At 71.5% G+C, this 17,785-nt stretch carries 10 protein-coding genes and 1 pseudogene; 7 read left to right on the forward strand and 4 right to left on the reverse strand.

Annotation, left to right across the window (positions count from 1 at the left end):
• Positions 1-109 precede the first annotated feature (109 nt).
• Positions 110-4,672, forward strand: coding sequence for a glutamate synthase large subunit (gene gltB, locus ACFXOA_RS10220; RefSeq protein ID WP_385024619.1), 4,563 nt, complete (start codon positions 110-112; stop codon positions 4,670-4,672).
• Positions 4,665-6,125: a glutamate synthase subunit beta gene (locus tag ACFXOA_RS10225; RefSeq protein WP_385024621.1), complete on the forward strand. Its 1,461-nt coding sequence runs from the start codon at positions 4,665-4,667 to the stop codon at positions 6,123-6,125. The genes gltB and ACFXOA_RS10225 overlap by 8 nt, the downstream gene beginning before the upstream one ends.
• 118 nt (positions 6,126-6,243) lie before the next feature.
• Here ACFXOA_RS10225 and ACFXOA_RS10230 read toward each other — a convergent pair whose 3' ends face one another.
• Together ACFXOA_RS10230 and ACFXOA_RS10235 are read right to left on the reverse strand one after the other, a co-directional pair.
• Complete coding sequence (locus tag ACFXOA_RS10230; RefSeq protein ID WP_385024623.1) at positions 6,244-7,506, reverse strand: SLC13 family permease; 1,263 nt, start codon at positions 7,504-7,506, stop codon at positions 6,244-6,246.
• A 99-nt stretch (positions 7,507-7,605) separates the two neighbouring features.
• Positions 7,606-8,520, reverse strand: a complete 915-nt coding sequence (locus ACFXOA_RS10235; RefSeq protein WP_385024625.1) for a rhomboid family intramembrane serine protease — start codon at positions 8,518-8,520, stop codon at positions 7,606-7,608.
• 367 nt (positions 8,521-8,887) lie between these two features.
• On the opposite strand from ACFXOA_RS10235, the pseudogene ACFXOA_RS10240 reads away from it, so the two are divergent.
• From ACFXOA_RS10240 to ACFXOA_RS10250, 3 genes and pseudogenes are all read left to right on the forward strand, one after another.
• Positions 8,888-9,419, forward strand: a pseudogene (locus tag ACFXOA_RS10240) (pyridoxamine 5'-phosphate oxidase family protein).
• A gap of 587 nt (positions 9,420-10,006) precedes the next feature.
• Positions 10,007-10,210 carry a cold-shock protein gene (locus ACFXOA_RS10245; RefSeq protein WP_362543040.1) on the forward strand — a complete coding sequence of 68 codons (204 nt, stop codon included), beginning with the start codon at positions 10,007-10,009 and terminating at the stop codon, positions 10,208-10,210.
• Positions 10,211-10,412: 202 nt separating this feature from the next.
• On the forward strand, positions 10,413-12,068 hold the full coding sequence (locus ACFXOA_RS10250; RefSeq protein ID WP_385024627.1) for a DEAD/DEAH box helicase: 1,656 nt from the start codon (positions 10,413-10,415) through the stop codon (positions 12,066-12,068).
• A 136-nt stretch (positions 12,069-12,204) separates the two neighbouring features.
• Here the strand turns inward: ACFXOA_RS10250 and ACFXOA_RS10255 are convergent, their stop codons facing one another.
• Together ACFXOA_RS10255 and ACFXOA_RS10260 are read right to left on the reverse strand one after the other, a co-directional pair.
• A complete protein-coding gene (locus ACFXOA_RS10255; RefSeq protein ID WP_385024629.1) occupies positions 12,205-13,284 on the reverse strand; it encodes an ankyrin repeat domain-containing protein in 1,080 nt (359 codons plus the stop codon).
• A gap of 38 nt (positions 13,285-13,322) precedes the next feature.
• On the reverse strand, positions 13,323-14,231 hold the full coding sequence (locus ACFXOA_RS10260; RefSeq protein ID WP_385024631.1) for a hypothetical protein: 909 nt from the start codon (positions 14,229-14,231) through the stop codon (positions 13,323-13,325).
• Between the two features lie 270 nt (positions 14,232-14,501).
• Here ACFXOA_RS10260 and ACFXOA_RS10265 point away from each other — a divergent pair, with 270 nt between their 5' ends.
• Together ACFXOA_RS10265 and pepN are read left to right on the forward strand one after the other, a co-directional pair.
• Positions 14,502-14,825, forward strand: coding sequence for a chorismate mutase (locus ACFXOA_RS10265; RefSeq protein ID WP_385024633.1), 324 nt, complete (start codon positions 14,502-14,504; stop codon positions 14,823-14,825).
• Between the two features lie 226 nt (positions 14,826-15,051).
• Positions 15,052-17,592, forward strand: coding sequence for an aminopeptidase N (pepN, locus tag ACFXOA_RS10270; RefSeq protein ID WP_385024635.1), 2,541 nt, complete (start codon positions 15,052-15,054; stop codon positions 17,590-17,592).
• Positions 17,593-17,785: the final 193 nt, after the last annotated feature.

The following is a 17,785-nucleotide window of genomic DNA, read 5'->3' on the forward strand; positions in this document are numbered from 1 at the left end:
ACTATTCGCTTTTTGAGAAGCGTTCCATCATGTAACCTGCACGAAATTTCGCAGAGGGCCAGCGTCGTCCCTCGGCACAGCACATGCCACGACGACGACGGGAGAGCCGATGCGTTCCGACGCCTGGTCGCCCATGGACGGTCGCCCTGTCCAGCAGGGGATGTACGACCCCCGTAACGAGCACGACGCCTGTGGTGTCGGGTTCGTGGCCACTCTGACCGGTGTGGCCAGCCATGAGCTGGTCGAGCAGGCGCTGACCGTACTGCGCAATCTCGAACACCGCGGAGCCACCGGATCCGAGCCCGACTCCGGCGACGGCGCCGGAATCCTCCTCCAGATCCCGGACGCCTTCCTCCGCGAAGAGGTCGCCTTCGAGCTCCCCGACGCCGGCTCCTACGCCGTCGGCATCGCGTTCCTCCCCGCGGACGACGCCACCGCCGCGGTCCAGCGCATCGAGAAGATCGCCGCCCAGGAGGGCCTCGACGTCCTCGGCTGGCGCGAGGTCCCCGTCACGCCGGACATCCTCGGCAACGGCGCCCGCGCCACCATGCCCGAGTTCCGCCAGGTGATCGTCGCCGACGGCACCAGCACCGGCATCGTGCTGGACCGCAAGGCCTTCGCCCTGCGCAAGCGCGCCGAGCGCGAGGCAGGGGTGTACTTCCCCTCGCTCTCCGCCCGCACCATCGTCTACAAGGGCATGCTCACCACCGGGCAGCTGGAGCCGTTCTTCCCGGACCTCTCCGACCGCCGCTTCGCCACCGCGGTCGCGCTGGTCCACTCCCGCTTCTCCACCAACACCTTCCCGAGCTGGCCGCTCGCCCACCCGTACCGCTTCGTCGCGCACAACGGCGAGATCAACACGGTCAAGGGCAACCGCAACTGGATGCGGGCCCGCGAGTCCCAGCTCGCCTCGGACCTCTTCGGCACCGAGAACCTCGACCGGATCTTCCCCGTCTGCACCCCCGACGCCTCCGACTCGGCGTCCTTCGACGAGGTGCTGGAACTCCTCCACCTCGGCGGCCGCTCGCTGCCGCACTCCGTGCTGATGATGGTCCCCGAGGCATGGGAGAACCACGCCTCCATGGACCCGGCCCGCCGCGCGTTCTACCAGTACCACGCGACGATGATGGAGCCCTGGGACGGCCCGGCGTGCGTCACCTTCACCGACGGCACCCAGGTCGGCGCGGTCCTCGACCGCAACGGTCTGCGCCCCGGCCGCTACTGGGTCACCGACGACGGCCTCGTCGTCCTCTCCTCCGAGGTCGGCGTCCTCGACATCGACCCCGCCAAGGTCGTCCGCAAGGGCCGCCTGCAGCCCGGCCGGATGTTCCTCGTCGACACCGCCGAGCACCGCATCATCGAGGACGACGAGATCAAGGCGTCCCTCGCAGCCGAGCAGCCCTACGCCGAGTGGCTGGAGACCGGCGAGATCGAGCTCGAGGACCTCCCCGAGCGCGAGCACGTCGTCCACACCCACGCCTCGGTCACCCGCCGCCAGCAGACCTTCGGCTACACCGAGGAAGAGCTCCGCGTCCTCCTCGCCCCGATGGCCCGCACCGCCGGCGAACCCCTCGGCTCGATGGGGACCGACTCGCCGATCGCCGCGCTCTCCGAGCGCCCCCGGCTGCTCTTCGACTACTTCACCCAGCTGTTCGCCCAGGTCACCAACCCGCCGCTGGACGCCATCCGCGAGGAGCTCGTCACCTCGCTGCGCTCCACGATCGGCCCCCAGGGCAACATCCTGGAGCCGACCGCCGCGACGTGCCGAAACGTCACGCTGCCGTTCCCGGTGATCGACAACGACGAGCTCGCCAAGCTGATACACATCAACGCCGACGGCGACATGCCGGGCATGAAGGCCGCCACCCTGGCCGGCCTCTACCGCGTCAGCGGCGGCGGCGACGCCCTGGCCGCCCGCATCGAGGAGATCTGCGCCGAGGTCGACGCGGCCATGGAGGACGGCGCACGCCTCATCGTCCTCTCCGACCGCCACTCCGACGCCGAGCACGCGCCGATCCCGTCGCTGCTCCTCACCTCGGCCGTCCACCACCACCTCATCCGCACCAAGCAGCGCACCCAGATGGGCCTGCTGGTCGAGGCCGGGGACGTCCGCGAGGTCCACCACGTCGCCCTCCTCATCGGTTACGGCGCCGCCGCCGTCAACCCGTACCTCGCGATGGAGTCCGTCGAGGACCTCGTCCGCGCCGGCACGTTCATCGAGGGCATCGAGCCCGAGCTGGCCATCCGCAACCTGATCTACGCCCTCGGCAAGGGCGTCCTCAAGGTCATGTCGAAGATGGGCATCTCCACCGTCGCGTCCTACCGCGGCGCCCAGGTCTTCGAGGCCGTCGGCCTCGACGAGGCCTTCGTCGCCCAGTACTTCAACGGCACCGCCACCAAGATCGGCGGCGCCGGCCTCGACGTCGTCGCCAAGGAGGTCGCCGCCCGCCACGCCAAGGCGTACCCCGCCTCCGGCATCTCCGCCTCGCACCGCGCGCTGGAGATCGGAGGCGAGTACCAGTGGCGCCGCGAGGGCGAGCCGCACCTCTTCGACCCCGAGACGGTCTTCCGCCTCCAGCACGCCACCCGCAACCGCCGGTACGACATCTTCAAGAAGTACACCGGGCGGGTCAACGAGCAGTCCGAGCGCCTCATGACGCTCCGCGGACTCTTCGGCTTCAAGGGCGGATCGCGCTCCCCGATCTCCATCGACGAGGTCGAGCCCGCGTCCGAGATCGTCAAGCGCTTCTCCACCGGCGCGATGTCCTACGGCTCGATCTCGCAGGAAGCCCACGAGACGCTTGCCATCGCCATGAACCAGCTCGGCGGGAAGTCCAACACCGGCGAGGGCGGCGAGGACGCCGAGCGCCTGTACGACCCGGCACGCCGCTCGTCCATCAAGCAGGTGGCCTCCGGCCGCTTCGGTGTGACCAGCGAATACCTCGTCAACGCCGACGACATCCAGATCAAGATGGCCCAGGGCGCCAAGCCCGGTGAGGGCGGCCAGCTGCCCGGCCACAAGGTCTACCCGTGGGTCGCCAAGACCCGGCACTCCACCCCGGGCGTCGGCCTGATCTCGCCCCCGCCGCACCACGACATCTACTCCATCGAGGACCTGGCTCAGCTGATCCACGACCTCAAGAACGCCAACCCGGCGGCCCGCATCCACGTGAAGCTGGTCTCCGAGGTGGGCGTGGGTACCGTCGCCGCGGGTGTCTCCAAGGCGCACGCGGACGTCGTCCTCATCTCCGGCCACGACGGCGGAACGGGCGCGTCGCCGCTGACCTCCCTGAAGCACGCGGGCGGCCCCTGGGAGCTCGGCCTCGCCGAGACCCAGCAGACCCTGCTGCTCAACGGCCTGCGCGACCGCATCGTCGTCCAGACCGACGGCCAGCTCAAGACCGGCCGCGACGTCGTCATCGCCGCGCTGCTCGGCGCCGAGGAGTTCGGTTTCGCGACCGCGCCGCTCGTCGTCTCCGGCTGCGTCATGATGCGCGTCTGCCACCTCGACACCTGCCCCGTCGGCATCGCCACCCAGAACCCGGTCCTGCGTGACCGCTTCTCCGGCAAGGCCGAATACATCGTCAACTTCTTCGAGTTCATCGCCGAAGAGGTCCGCGAGATCCTCGCCGAGCTCGGCTTCCGCACGATCGAGGAGGCCGTCGGCCACGCCGAACTCCTCGACACCGACCGGGCCGTCACCCACTGGAAGGCCCAGGGCCTGGACCTCGAGCCCCTCTTCCACGTGCCCGACCTCCCCGAGGGCGCGGTGCGCCACCAGATCGCGGAGCAGGACCACGGACTGGCCAAGGCCCTCGACAACGAGCTGATCAGGCTCGCCGCCGACGCCCTCGGCGCCGACAGCCCCGAGGCCGCCCAGCCCGTCCGGGCCCAGGTCGCGATCCGCAACATCAACCGCACCGTCGGCACCATGCTCGGCCACGAGGTGACCAAGAAGTTCGGTGGCGCGGGCCTGCCCGACGACACCATCGACATCACCTTCACCGGCTCCGCCGGCCAGTCCTTCGGTGCCTTCGTCCCCCGCGGCGTGACCCTGCGCTTGGAGGGCGACGCCAACGACTACGTCGGCAAGGGCCTCTCCGGCGGCCGTGTCGTCGTCCGCCCGGACCGCGGCGCCGACCACCTCGCCGAGTACTCCACCATCGCCGGCAACACCATCGGCTACGGCGCCACCGGCGGCGAGCTGTTCCTCCGCGGCCGGACCGGCGAGCGCTTCTGCGTCCGCAACTCCGGTGCCACCGTCGTCTCGGAGGGCGTGGGCGACCACGGCTGCGAGTACATGACCGGTGGACACGCCGTCGTGCTCGGCGAGACCGGACGCAACTTCGCGGCCGGTATGTCCGGCGGTATCGCGTACGTCGTCGACCTCGACCTCGACAACGTCAACACCGGCAACGCCGCAGCCGTCGAAGCCCTCGACGACACCGACAAGCAGTGGCTGCACGACGTCGTGCGCCGCCACCAGGAGGAGACCGGTTCCACGGTCGCCGAGAAGCTGCTGGCCGACTGGGACACCGCGGTCACCCGCTTCAGCAAGATCATCCCGTCCACCTACAAGGCAGTGCTCGCCGCCAAGGACGCCGCTGAGCTCGCCGGTCTCTCCGAGCAGGAGACCACCGAGAAGATGATGGAGGCGGCGACCAATGGCTGACCCCAAGGGCTTCCTGACCACCGGACGCGAGGTCGCCGAGACCCGCCCGGTCGGCGAGCGCGTCAAGGACTGGAACGAGGTCTACGTTCCGGGATCGCTGCTGCCGATCATCAGCAAGCAGGCCGGGCGCTGCATGGACTGCGGCATCCCGTTCTGCCACAACGGCTGCCCGCTCGGGAACCTGATCCCCGAGTGGAACGACTACGCCTACCGCGAGGACTGGACCGCCGCGTCCGAGCGCCTGCACGCCACGAACAACTTCCCGGAGTTCACGGGCCGCCTGTGCCCCGCCCCGTGCGAGTCGGCGTGCGTCCTCGGCATCAACCAGCCCGCCGTCACCATCAAGAACGTCGAAGTCTCCATCATCGACAAGGCGTGGGACAGCGGCGACGTCACCCCGCAGCCGCCCGAGCGGCTCTCCGGCAAGACCGTCGCCGTCATCGGCTCCGGCCCGGCCGGACTCGCCGCCGCCCAGCAGCTGACCCGGGCCGGCCACACCGTCGCCGTCTACGAGCGCGCGGACCGCATCGGAGGACTCCTCCGCTACGGCATCCCCGAGTTCAAGATGGAGAAGTCCCACATCAACCGCCGCATCGAGCAGATGCGCGCGGAGGGCACCAAGTTCCGTACGGAGGTGGAGATCGGCAAGGACCTCGACGCCGCCAAGCTCCGCCGCCGCTACGACGCGGTCGTCATCGCCGCCGGTGCCACCGTCTCCCGCGACCTGCCCGTCCCGGGCCGCGAGCTGAACGGCGTGCACTTCGCGATGGAGTACCTCCCGCTCGCCAACAAGGTGCAGGAGGGCGACCTGACGGTCTCCCCGATCACCGCCGAGGGCAAGCACGTCGTCGTCATCGGCGGCGGCGACACCGGCGCCGACTGCGTCGGCACCGCCCACCGCCAGGGCGCGGCCTCCGTCACCCAGCTGGAGATCATGCCCAAGCCGGGCGAGGAGCGGAACGCCAACCAGCCCTGGCCGACCTTCCCCATGCTCTACAAGGTCACCTCCGCGCACGAGGAGGGCGGCGAGCGGGTCTACTCCGTCTCCACCACCCACTTCGAGGGCGACGAGGACGGCAACGTCCAGTCCCTGCACCTCATCGAGGTGGAGTTCAAGGACGGCAAGCTGGAGCAGAAGGCCGGAACCGAGCGCGTCATCCCGGCCCAGCTCGTCACCCTGGCCATGGGCTTCACCGGCACCGACCAGGCCAACGGCCTCGTCCAGCAGTTCGGCCTCGACCTCGACGAGCGCGGCAACATCGCCCGCGACGAGGACTACGCGACCAACGTCGACGGCGTCTACGTCGCCGGTGACGCGGGCCGCGGCCAGTCCCTCATCGTGTGGGCCATCGCCGAGGGCCGCTCCGCGGCACGCGGCGTGGACCGCTACCTGACCGGGGCCAGCGCACTGCCCGCCCCGATCCGCCCGACGGACCGTTCCCTGATGGTCTGACCTCGGCACACAGACGTCCCGTACAACGGCGTACGGAACTGAACGCGGCGCCCGCCCCCGTCCCCGACCGGACATGGGGCGGGCGCCGCGGCGTGAGCCGGGCCCTCCCTCCCGTACGTCAGACCGTCAGCGCCAGCGCGCACACGGCCGCCAGCGTGCCCGTCACCGACAGCACCAGCCCCGTCCCGACGAACCGCCCCAGGGCGATCCTCGTCCCCTGCCACCGGCACCGCTCGAACCACAGCAGCGTCGCCAGCGACGCCCACGGAGTGACGAGAGGCCCCACGTTCACCCCGATCAGCAGAGCGAGCAACTGCCCCTGGTTCCCCGCCGGAACGACCGCCTCGCCCGCCAGATACGCCGGCAGGTTGTTCAGGACGTTCGCCACGCCTGCCCCCACGGCCGCGGACCGCAGCATCCCGAGGAAGCCGTCGTCCGTCCCCAGCAGGGACTCCAGCAACTCGTGCAGACCGTGCGCGTCGACCGTCTGCACCACCAGGAACATCCCGGGCACCAGCACCAGAAGCCGCCACGGCACCAACGACAGCCGCAACTCCCCGGGCCGCCGTACCGCGAACGCCACCACCACGACGATCATCGCGGTCAGCGACGCCGACCACAGCGGAACGTCGGCCACCAGGATCGCCAGCAGGAATCCCACGCACGCCACCGCGCAGACCCGCAGCAGCAGCGGATCCTCCGCCACCGGCGCACCGGGAGGGACGTAACGGTCGGCGCCGCGCCTGCCGCGACGCCAGTAGAAGACCCACAGGCACACCGCGGTCATACCGATCGCCGCGAGCTGCGGCAGCCACATCACCGCCGCGAGCCCCGACGGCGAGAGCGCCACCCGGTCGGCCGCCAGCAGATTCGTCAGGTTCGACACGGGGAGCAGCAGACTCGCCGTGTTGGCCAGCCACACCGTCGTCATCGCCAGCGGCACCGCCGCGATCCCCACCCGACCGGCCAGCGCCAGCATCACCGGGGTGAGCAGCACCGCCGTGGTGTCCAGGTTCAGCGTGATCGTGGTCAGCGACGCGAACAGCACGCACAGGCCGAACAGCAGCGGATAGCGTCCCCGCCCCGCCCGTGCCACCCACGCCGCGACCACGTCGAAGACCTGGGCCCGGCCCGTCAGCTCCGCCATCACGATCACCGTGCCCAGGAACGCCAGCAGCGGGCCCACACGCCGCATCTCCTCGGCGGCGGGCTCCGACGGCAGCAGCCCCGTCACCACCGCGAGCAGCCCCAGGACCAGCAGACCGGCCGCGAGCCAGTCGAGCGGATGCAGCCGCCGGAGGAAGCGGCCGGGGCCACTCCCCGGACCCCGGCCCTCGAGGGCCGTACCCGCGGGTTCCCCCGCCGATGAATCTCTTGCCATGCGGTGATGATCCCAGAGCGCCGCCCCACACCCGCCACCTGCGGGTTCACCGCCGCACCGGGTCGCCCGGGCTCCTCGGCACCCGGACCCCTCGCCGTGTCAGAGCACTCCGGTCAGCAGCGCCGTCCGTACGGTGACCACGGCGGCCAGCAGCACCACCAGCACCACCCCGCCGGCGGCCTGAACGGCCGACGTCCGCAGCCTCGCCGGGGCGTACGCGAGCCCGTAGGTGACCAGGCCACCCGTCAGCAGTCCGCCGAGGTGCCCCTCCCACGACGTGAACGCCGCCGAGATCACCAGCCACAGCAGGAATCCCGCCATGAAACGGTTGACCGCCCGCATGTCCTGGCCCAGACGGCGGCTGATGACGTAGAACGACGCGGCCAGACCGAAGATCGCCCCCGACGCGCCGACCGCCGTCGTCTCCGGAGACACCAGGTAGACCAGCACCGAACCGCCCACCGCGGACAGCAGATACAGGGCGAGATAGCGGGCGCGGCCCAGCTGCCCCTCCACGATCCGGCCCAGATTCCACAGGGCGAGCATGTTGAGGACCAGATGCATCACACCGAACGGCGAGTCCGGCGGCATGTGCAGGAACGCCCCCGTCAGCAGCCGGTACCACTCCCCGTCGGCCACCCCGGTCAGCTCCAGGCCCGGATAGGTCTCCCCCCGGTAGTAGTACTGGCCGCCCGACGGGTCGACCAGCACCGCCCCGAGCATCCCGAACCGGTCCACCGTCCCGGAACGCACCACCTCGACGACGTACGCGAGGACGTTCAGCGCCATCAGCACATACGTCACCAGCGGAGTCACCCCGCCCCGCGCCGAGCCGCCGAACACCGACCGCGCCTGACGGACCGACGCCTGGCCTGCCCTCACACACTCCACGCACTGATGACCGACCGACGCCTCACGCATGCAGTCCGGGCAGATGTACCGGTCGCAGCGCGTGCAGCGCACATACGTCTCGTACGACGGGTGGCGGTAGCACCTGGTGGCGGCGGCCTCCATGGCCGGCTCCTTCATTCGTCAACGGGAGGAGGGCCGCCGGGGCGGCGGCGCTCAAGATAGCGAACGGGCCCCGGGGCCCGGTCACCGGGTACGGCGACGGCGGCCCCTGAGCTCCCGTCAGCCGTTACGCGGCGCACTCCGGGCCCTTCGGAAGTCGCCGGGGCTCTTCCACAGCCGGGCGACCGACGCCCGAGGTGGCCCCGGGCGCGAGGGGCCACGAGCGCGAACGGCTCGTGCCCGAGTGGCCCCGGGCGCGAGCGGCCCGTGCCGGGCGGTCCCCGGAGAACCGGGCCCAGGCACCCACGAGCGTCCGATCCGGTGAATCCGCCGTGAATCACGACAGAGGATGTCCGGATCGACGGGTTCGATGACACCCATGACACCCAAGACACCGAACACCGGCCCCGTCCCCTGGCAGACCTTCCGCACGGAGCAACCGGACCTCGCGGACACCGTGCGCACACGGTTCAAGCAGTACAAGCACCACGTCCTCGCCACCGTCCGCGCCGACGGGTCCCCGCGCGTCACCGGCCTGGAGGTGGAGTTCAGGATGGACGCCATGTGGTTCGGCATGATGCCCCACTCCCGCAAAGCGCTCGACCTGCGCCGGGACCCGCGCTTCGCCGTCCAGGCGAACCCGGGCCCCGACGCCGAGATGGCCGACGGGGACGTGCGGATCTCGGGTCGAGCCGTCGAGATCACCGACCCGGCCGTACTGGCCTGCTTCGTCGAGGAGGTCACCCCACCGGAGCCCTTCCCTCCTCTTCCGCGCCGATCCGGCAGAAGTCGTCCGCACCGGCATCGACGGCGACGACCTCGTCCTGCAGGTCTGGCGCCCGGGTCACCGCCTGCGCACCCTTCGCCGGGGCGCCGACGACAGCCCCGTCCGTGAATCGTGACGACCCCGCCGGAGGGCCGTCCCGCCTCGCGGTCCGCCCCGTCCGGCACGGCGTCCTCCGGCGTGCCGGACCACCGGCACGCCGGAGGACGGCCTTCAGGCGGCCCGAGGCCGCTCACCCGGACGGCGCAACACCCTCCGGGGAATCCCCACCGCGGTCCCCGAGCCGCCCGGGGGATCCACTACGGCGTCCGGGTGAAACAGCATCCGGCGCCGCGCGCCCCGGACCCGGGGCGGACCGTCGCGGACGTCCGGGACCCGGCAGGCCGTGCCGGGGCCGGCAGCCAAGGGAGAACTGATCCGGGCGCACCCGGAAGCCGATTCCCAGGCACCGCGGACGCCCCGCCCCGTCGCCGGGCAGGCCGGATCTCCGGGCGCGCCGGGAGGGCATGATCCACCCGCCGCCGACGGAACGTGCTACGGTTGCCGCGTTGCAGTTTTGGTACCCATGAACTTTATGTGCGCCTGACGGGAACTTTCCTCAGGCGCATTATTGTTTTCCGGCTTTCTCCGGATGGGGCTCAATGCGGCGACTTGGAATCCGTAAAGTGCGGATTTCCGGCACTGCACCTCTTTTAGGAGAATGACATGGCTACTGGAACCGTGAAGTGGTTCAACTCGGAAAAGGGCTTCGGCTTCATCGAGCAGGACGGCGGCGGCGCCGACGTCTTCGCCCACTACTCCAACATCGCCACCTCGGGCTTCCGTGAGCTCCTGGAGGGCCAGAAGGTCTCCTTCGACGTCACGCAGGGCCAGAAGGGCCCGCAGGCGGAGAACATCGTCCCGGCCTGATCACCGGACGCGTACCTCGCAGCCGGGGCCCGCACCTACACGGTGCGGGCCCCGGTTTGTGCTGTTTCCGGCTCATACCGTCCCCGGTCGTCCACGCCTCCGGGAAAACTGCTCTGTGCTCGCATCCTGGGGCGCACAGAAGAACTGCAGTCCGCAGCAGCCGGCCAGTAATCCCAGGAATCCCCCAGGAGGGAAATTCCGTATGACCCGTTCCGAACGCCAGGACCGACCCGCCCGCAACCGCCCGATAAGGGCGCGCGGCGCCGACCGTACACAGGCGAACAACCGAGGATCCGGCAGGGCACCGGCCCGGCGCAGGCCCGCACCCGTCCAGGGCGGCGAATTCGCCCTGCCCGAGACGCTGACCCCCGCGCTGCCCGCCGTCGACGCGTTCGCCGACCTGGACATGCCCGCCGCGCTGCTGAAGACCCTCGCCGCGCAGGGCGTCACCGACCCGTTCCCCATCCAGGGCGCGACCCTGCCGAACTCGCTGGCCGGCCGGGACATCCTCGGCCGGGGCCGCACCGGTTCCGGCAAGACCCTGGCCTTCGGCCTGGCCCTGCTCGCACGCACCGCGGGACGCCGCTCGGCGCCGCACGCCCCGCTCGCCCTCGTCCTCGTCCCCACGCGCGAGCTCGCCCAGCAGGTCACCGACGCCCTCACCCCGTACGCCACCTCCGTCAACCTGCGCCTGGCCACCGTCGTCGGCGGCATGTCGATCAGCAGGCAGTCCGGCGCGCTGCGGCGCGGCGCCGAGGTACTCGTCGCCACCCCGGGCCGGCTCAAGGACCTCATCGAACGAGGCGACTGCCGCCTCGACGAGGTCTCGGTCACCGTGCTCGACGAGGCGGACCAGATGGCCGACATGGGCTTCATGCCGCAGGTCGTCGGGCTGCTCAAGCAGGTCGAGCCCGACGGCCAGCGGATGCTGTTCTCCGCGACCCTCGACAAGAACATCGACCGGCTGGTCAAGATGTTCCTCACCGACCCCGTCGTCCACTCCGTCGACCCGTCGGCCGGAGCGGTGACCACCATGGAGCACCACGTGCTGCACGTGGCGGACGAGACCGACAAGAAGGCCGTCGCCACCCGGATCGCCGCGCGTGACGGCCGGGTCATCATGTTCGTGGACACCAAGCGGGCCGCCGACCGCTTCGCCAAGCGGCTCCTCGCCAGCGGTGTGCGCGCGGCGGCCCTGCACGGCGGACGGTCCCAGCCGCAGCGCAACCGGACCCTGGACCAGTTCAAGAACGGGCAGGTCACGGCCCTCGTCGCGACGAACGTGGCAGCCCGTGGCATCCACATCGACGACCTGGACCTCGTCGTCAACGTCGACCCGCCGACCGACCACAAGGACTACCTCCACCGAGGCGGGCGCACCGCCCGCGCCGGGGAGTCCGGCAGCGTCGTCACGCTCGTGCTCCCCGAGGAGAAGCGCGACATGAGCCGGCTGATGCAGGACGCGGGAATCGACCCGCGTACCACCCGCATCAAGTCCAGCGACGAGGAACTCAGCCGTATCACCGGCGCCCGTGAGCCGTCGGGCGTCGCGGTCGTCATCGAGGTACCGCAGCAGGCACAGCCGGCACCGCGCACCCGAGGCACGGGCCAGGGCGGCGGAGGCGCCTTCCGCTCCGGCAGCCGGGGCCGGGGCCGGCGCGGGGGAGCGGGTGCCGGTTCGGGCGCGGCCCAGACCGGTGGCGCCGCCCGCGGTGGCACCGGCGGAGGCGCACGCGGCGCGACCGCAGGAGGCACGGCCCGCGGCGGCGCCGGCGGTTCCGCCCGCGGTGCCGGATCCGGGCGGTCCGGCGGCAGCGGGCGTGGCACCGCCCAGGGCCGGGGCCGCAGGGCGGCATGACACGAGGGGCGCGGTGACCGGTCCAGCCGGCCACCGCGCCCCGCTCACCCGGGGAGCTCCGCACAGGCCCCGGTGCCGGGGTCCACGGGGAAGCCGGGGTCCACGGGAAAGCGGGGGCCTGTGTGAGCGTCACGCCTCAGTCCCGCGCACCCGCCGGACCCTCCTCGTAACGGTCCAGCGCACGCACCGCCGCTTCGGCCGCCACCGGGTAACCCGACCGGGCGAGCTCCCGGAGCAGGGGGACCGCCCGTGCGGCGAAGGGCTTCTCACCGTCGTGGAACCCGAGGCGCCCGAGCACGTCCGCGCCGAACGCCTGCCGCAGCGGATCCTCGCTCGCCGTCCAGGCGGCGGCCGCCTGGAACGTCTCCTCGTCGCCGCGCAGCCACAACGCCCCCACCGTCACCAGCCAGTTGTCCAGCCCGGGCCCCCCGCCGCGCACCCCGCGAGCGGCCAGTTCGTCGAACGGGGCCCGCACCCCCAGCTCGCCCTCCAGCAGCGTGGCGATCGCCCCGTGACCCGTCTGCACGTCCTGGGCGGCGAACGGCTCGCCGTCCCGCAGGAGTTCGACCGTGACGGTCACCCCGCCGTCGACCGTCTCCCGGTGCACCGCGCTCTCGTGGCCCTCCTCGCCGTACATCGCCCGAAGCGCGTCGCGCAGCTCCTGCTCCACGTCCACCGCGAGCATCCGCACCGCCTCCTCCAGCGCCGGTGCCACGGCGCGGGCGCCGTGGCGGAGCAGGGCCCGCACGGTGTGCGCGGACCCCCGCCGCGCCGCGACCACCAGAGGAGTCTCACCCCGCGGCCCCGGCAGATCAGGGTTCGCGCCGTGGGCCAGGAGGACCTCCACGACCCGCGCGTGGCCCAGGCCCGCCGCCCAGCGCAGCGCGGTGAAGCCGAACTCCTCGCTCAGGTCCGGGTCCGCCCCCGCCGACAGAAGCGCCTCGGCGACCTCCGCGTGACCGCCGCACGCCGCACCGCACAACGGCAGGTCACCCGCGTCGGGGCCGCTCGCCCGGTCCGGATCGGCACCCGCGGCCAGCAGCAGGCGTACCACCCCGGGCAGGTCCTGCACGGAGGCGAGATACAGCGCGGTCGTGCCGTCCTCGTCGGCCGACTCGGCCGAGGCCCCGGCGCGAAGCGCTCTCACCACCGCGTTCTCGTCCTCGTGCAATGCCTCGAAAAGGCGCCTCGCACCCCCAACCGGACCATTTGTCATACACCGACCCTACGACCACCCGCAGCGGGGACGAATGCTCAGGTGTCGCACTCGAGGACAGTGCGGCACAGCCCGCACCTGGCCCGTGTCCGTCCGCGCGCCGGCACCCGGACCCGCTGGTGGCACACGGGGCACGCGAAGCACACCCGCAGCCCGTCGTCAGCGCTCTCGAAGGCGTACGGCACCGAGGGGTCCTGGGCGGCGCCCGGATGATCCGCGGCACGGCGGCGGTCCCGGGCGTAGCGCCGCCGGCCGGCCCACCCGGCGGCGGTCAGCGGGGGCCGCCGCAGATCCCGCAGCGCCTCGGCCCTTCCCTCCGTGTAGGCGGTGTACGCCTGAGGGCTGGTGAACCACACGGAGGGATCCTCACCGAACACGAGCGCGCGCTTGGCCAGGACGTACCCGAACTCCTCCGGCGTGAGATAGCCGAGCTTCTGGCTGGAGACCGCGTCCTGACGGAACGCGTCCAGCAGGAGCCACCCCGCTCCGAGGTACGCCGTCACCGTGTCCGTGAGGATCTCGTTTTCGTGGGTGCCGGGGAGCTCCAGCCCCAGCCGGTGCAGCAGCACATGAGTGATCTCGTGCGACAGCGCCGCCCCGATGTCCCTGCGGTGCGTCCGGAACCGGTCGTTGAGCTCGATGAAGTACTCCGGACCCGCGGTCAGTTCGACGCTCGCGGCATGCTCCATCCGCCGGAAGCCGACGACCACCCGGGCCTGCGGCAGCCGCAGGTGCCGTACGAGGGCGCCGGCCACCCGCTGGGCGCCGAGGTGCAGGTCGTCCACGTCGGAGAAGGCCGCCTCCGCCGGGGCCAGACTCGTGGCGTACGCGCGGACACCGTCGGGGGAGACGCGCCGGTAGAGCGCGGTGATCGCGGAGCGGACCGCCCCGAGATGCGGAAAGCCGTGGACGACCGGACCGCCGCCACCGTTGCCGGCACCGCCCATGCCCCAACCCCCTCGCGCCCTCGGCCGGTCTTCACTCTAAGGGCAGCCACACGCCGCCCGGCAGGCGCGCGACTCCGGGCACGGGGCTCGACCCGTCGCGGGGACGTACGAACGCGTCCGCCTTTCGGACCTCCCCCGCCAGGCGACGCACCGGCTCCGACGCCACACGCCGACCCACCCCGCACGGGGCCCGCCACGACGGGCGCCCCCCGTCCCCGCACACCGCACCCACCCGCACCCCCGCGCCCCGGACGTCTAAGCTCGACGACCATGACCACGAGCGACACCGACGAGTACGTCACCACAGAACTGAACCGGCTGCGCGAAAGCATCGACAACATCGACGCCGCAGTCGTCCACATGCTCGCCGAGCGTTTCAAGGCCACCCAGCAGGTGGGCCACCTCAAGGCCGAACACCACCTGCCGCCCGCCGACCCCGCCCGCGAGGCCCGCCAGATCACCCGGCTGCGCCAGCTCGCCGAGAGCGCCAGGCTCGACCCCGCCTTCGCCGAGAAGCTCCTCAACTTCATCGTGGCCGAAGTCATCCGCCACCACGAACGCATCGCCGAGGAAGCCGCCGGCCCCGACGCCTGACCCACCCCGCCCGGAGACCCGGGGGCCCGCACCGCCGGCCCCCGGAATCCGCACCCAGGTGCCCCTCCACGCCGCTCCGGCGAGCGCACCCGCACCCCCCGGGAACCGCCCGCCGCGCCCCCGCGGACCCGCCCGCCACACCGGCCCCACCCGGGCGGACCCCGCGGCGTCAGCCCTGCGAGAACCCCCCTGCACGGGCCCCTCCCCGTACGGCAGCATGGCCCCCATGTCCGTACTGACGCGCAACGAAGCGCAGACCCGCGCCAAGCTCCTCGACGTGCACAGCTACTCCGTCGACCTCGACCTCACCACCGGCGAGGAGACCTTCGACTCCCGCACCGTCATCCGGTTCACGGCACACACCACCGGAGACACCTTCGTCGAGATCAAGCCGGAAACCCTGCGCTCCCTGAGCCTCGACGGACACCCCCTCGACCCCGGACGCCTCGACGGAAACCGCTACCCCCTCGAAGGCGTCACCCCGGGCACCCACGAAATCACCGTCGACGCCACCATGCGCTACTCCCGCACCGGCGAAGGCATGCACCGCTTCACCGACCCCGCCGACGGCGAAACCTACGTCTACACCCAACTCTTCCTCGACGACGTCCAGCGCGTCTTCGCGGCCTTCGACCAACCCGACCTCAAATCCGTCTTCCACATCACCGTCACCGCACCCCCCACCTGGACCGTCCTCGGCAACGGCACCGCCACCCAGGTCACCCGGGGCCACTGGACCATCGCCCCCACGCCACCCGTCTCCACCTACCTCGTCGCCATCGCCGCGGGCCCCTGGCACAGCATCACCACCCACCACGCCGGCATCCCCTTCGGCATCCACTGCCGCCGCTCCCTCGCCCCCCACCTCGACACCGACGCGGACGAGATCCTCGGCATCACCCGCGCCTGCTACGACCGCTACCACGAGAAATTCGACGAACCCTACCCCTTCGACTCCTACGACCAGGCCTTCGTCCCCGAATTCAACGCCGGCGCCATGGAGAACCCCGGACTCGTCACCTTCCGCGACGAATTCATCTACCGCTCCGCCGTCACCGACACCGAGCGCCAGACCCGCGCCATGGTCATCGCCCACGAGATGGCCCACATGTGGTTCGGCGACCTCGTCACCCTCACCTGGTGGGACGACATCTGGCTCAACGAGTCCTTCGCCGAGTACATGGGCTACCAGACCCTCACCGAAGCCACCCGCTTCACCGACACCTGGACCGACTTCGCCGTCGCCCGCAAGGGCTGGGGCTACGACGCCGACCAACGCCCCACCACCCACCCCGTAGCCCCCGACGCCGTCAACGACACCGCCTCCGCCCTCCTCAACTTCGACGGCATCAGCTACGCCAAGGGCGCCTCGGCGCTGCGCCAACTCGTCGCCTGGCTCGGCGAGAAGGACTTCCTCGCCGGGATCAACACCCACTTCGCCCGCCACAAGTTCGCCAACGCCACCCTCGCCGACTTCATCGACAACCTCGCCGGCGCCACCGACCGCGACGTACACACCTGGGCCACCGCCTGGCTCCGCACCACCGGCATCGACACCCTCAGCGCACACACCGAGAACGCCGACAACAACTGGACCCTCACCGTCGACCACGACGGAGAACGCCCCCACCGCATCACCGCCGGCGCCTACGACCACAGCCTCGACACGCTCACCGGCGCCGAACAACTCGTCCTGCGCGACCGCTTCGACATCGACATCCCCCAGAAGACACCCACCACCCGACCCGGCAACCGCCCCGACCTCGTCGTCATCAACGACAACGACCTCACCTACGCCAAGATCCGCCTCGACCCCCACTCCTGGAACACCGCCCTCACCCACCTCTCCGGCATCCCCGACGGCCTCACCCGCGCACTCGTCTGGAACACCGCCCGCGACATGGTCCGCGACGGCCTCCTCCACCCCACCGTCCACCTCACCGCCGCCCGCACCCACCTCCCCTACGAAACCGACCTCGCCCTCGTCCAGGGCGTCCTCGGCTTCGCCACCACCCACATCGCCGACCGCTACCTCACACCCGAGGACCGCCCCACCGCCCTCACCACCCTCACGGCCCTCTGCCGGGACCTCCTCCGCCGCACCGAAGGACTCACCGCCAAGGACTGGGAACAACACCACGCGGCCACACCCGACAGCCCCGACCCCGGCCTCCGCCTCACCGCCGTACGCCACTTCATCGACGCCGCCACCCAGCCCGACACCATCCAGGACTGGCTGCGCGAAGGAACCGTCCCCGGCGGACCCGAACTCGACCCCGAACTCCGCTGGCGCATCCTCACCCGCCTCGCCGTCCTCGGGGCCACCGACGAAGCGGCCATCGCCCGCGAACTCGACCACGACCCCAGCGCCACCGGCCAGGAAGGCGCAGCCCGCTGCCGCGCCGCCCTCCCCACCCCCGAAGCCAAACAAGCCGCCTGGCACGCCATGTTCACCGACGACACCCTGTCCAACTACCTCTTCACCGCCACCGCCCAGGGCTTCTGGCAACCCGAGCAGACCGAACTCCTCCACCCCTACACCAGCCGGTACTTCCCCGACGCCATCGCCCTCGCCGCACGCCGCGGACCCGCCATCGCCGAGGCCGCCGGACGACACGCCTTCCCCGCCCACGCCGTCGACCCCCGCACCGTCGAACTCGGCGAACAAGCCCTGGCCAACCCCGCACTCACCCCCGCCCTCCGGCGCAAACTCACCGACCAGATCGACGACCTCCGCCGCGCCCTCGCCGTACGCGAAGCCCACTGACCCGGAACACACCCCACCACCGTGCCCGGCCCCCACCAGGAGGCCGGGCACACCCATGCGAACCACGAACGCCCATACCAGCCCCACCGCCGCCCACGCCCCCACACCACACCCCAGTACCCCTTTCGGGTTCAGATCGTTGGGCTCTTCGGCCGCCCCCTCCGCAATCCGGACAAGCTGGCCCCACCGCCCC

The sequence above is a fragment of the Streptomyces sp. NPDC059166 genome (genome assembly GCF_042755185.1).
Lineage (GTDB): Bacteria > Actinomycetota > Actinomycetes > Streptomycetales > Streptomycetaceae > Streptomyces.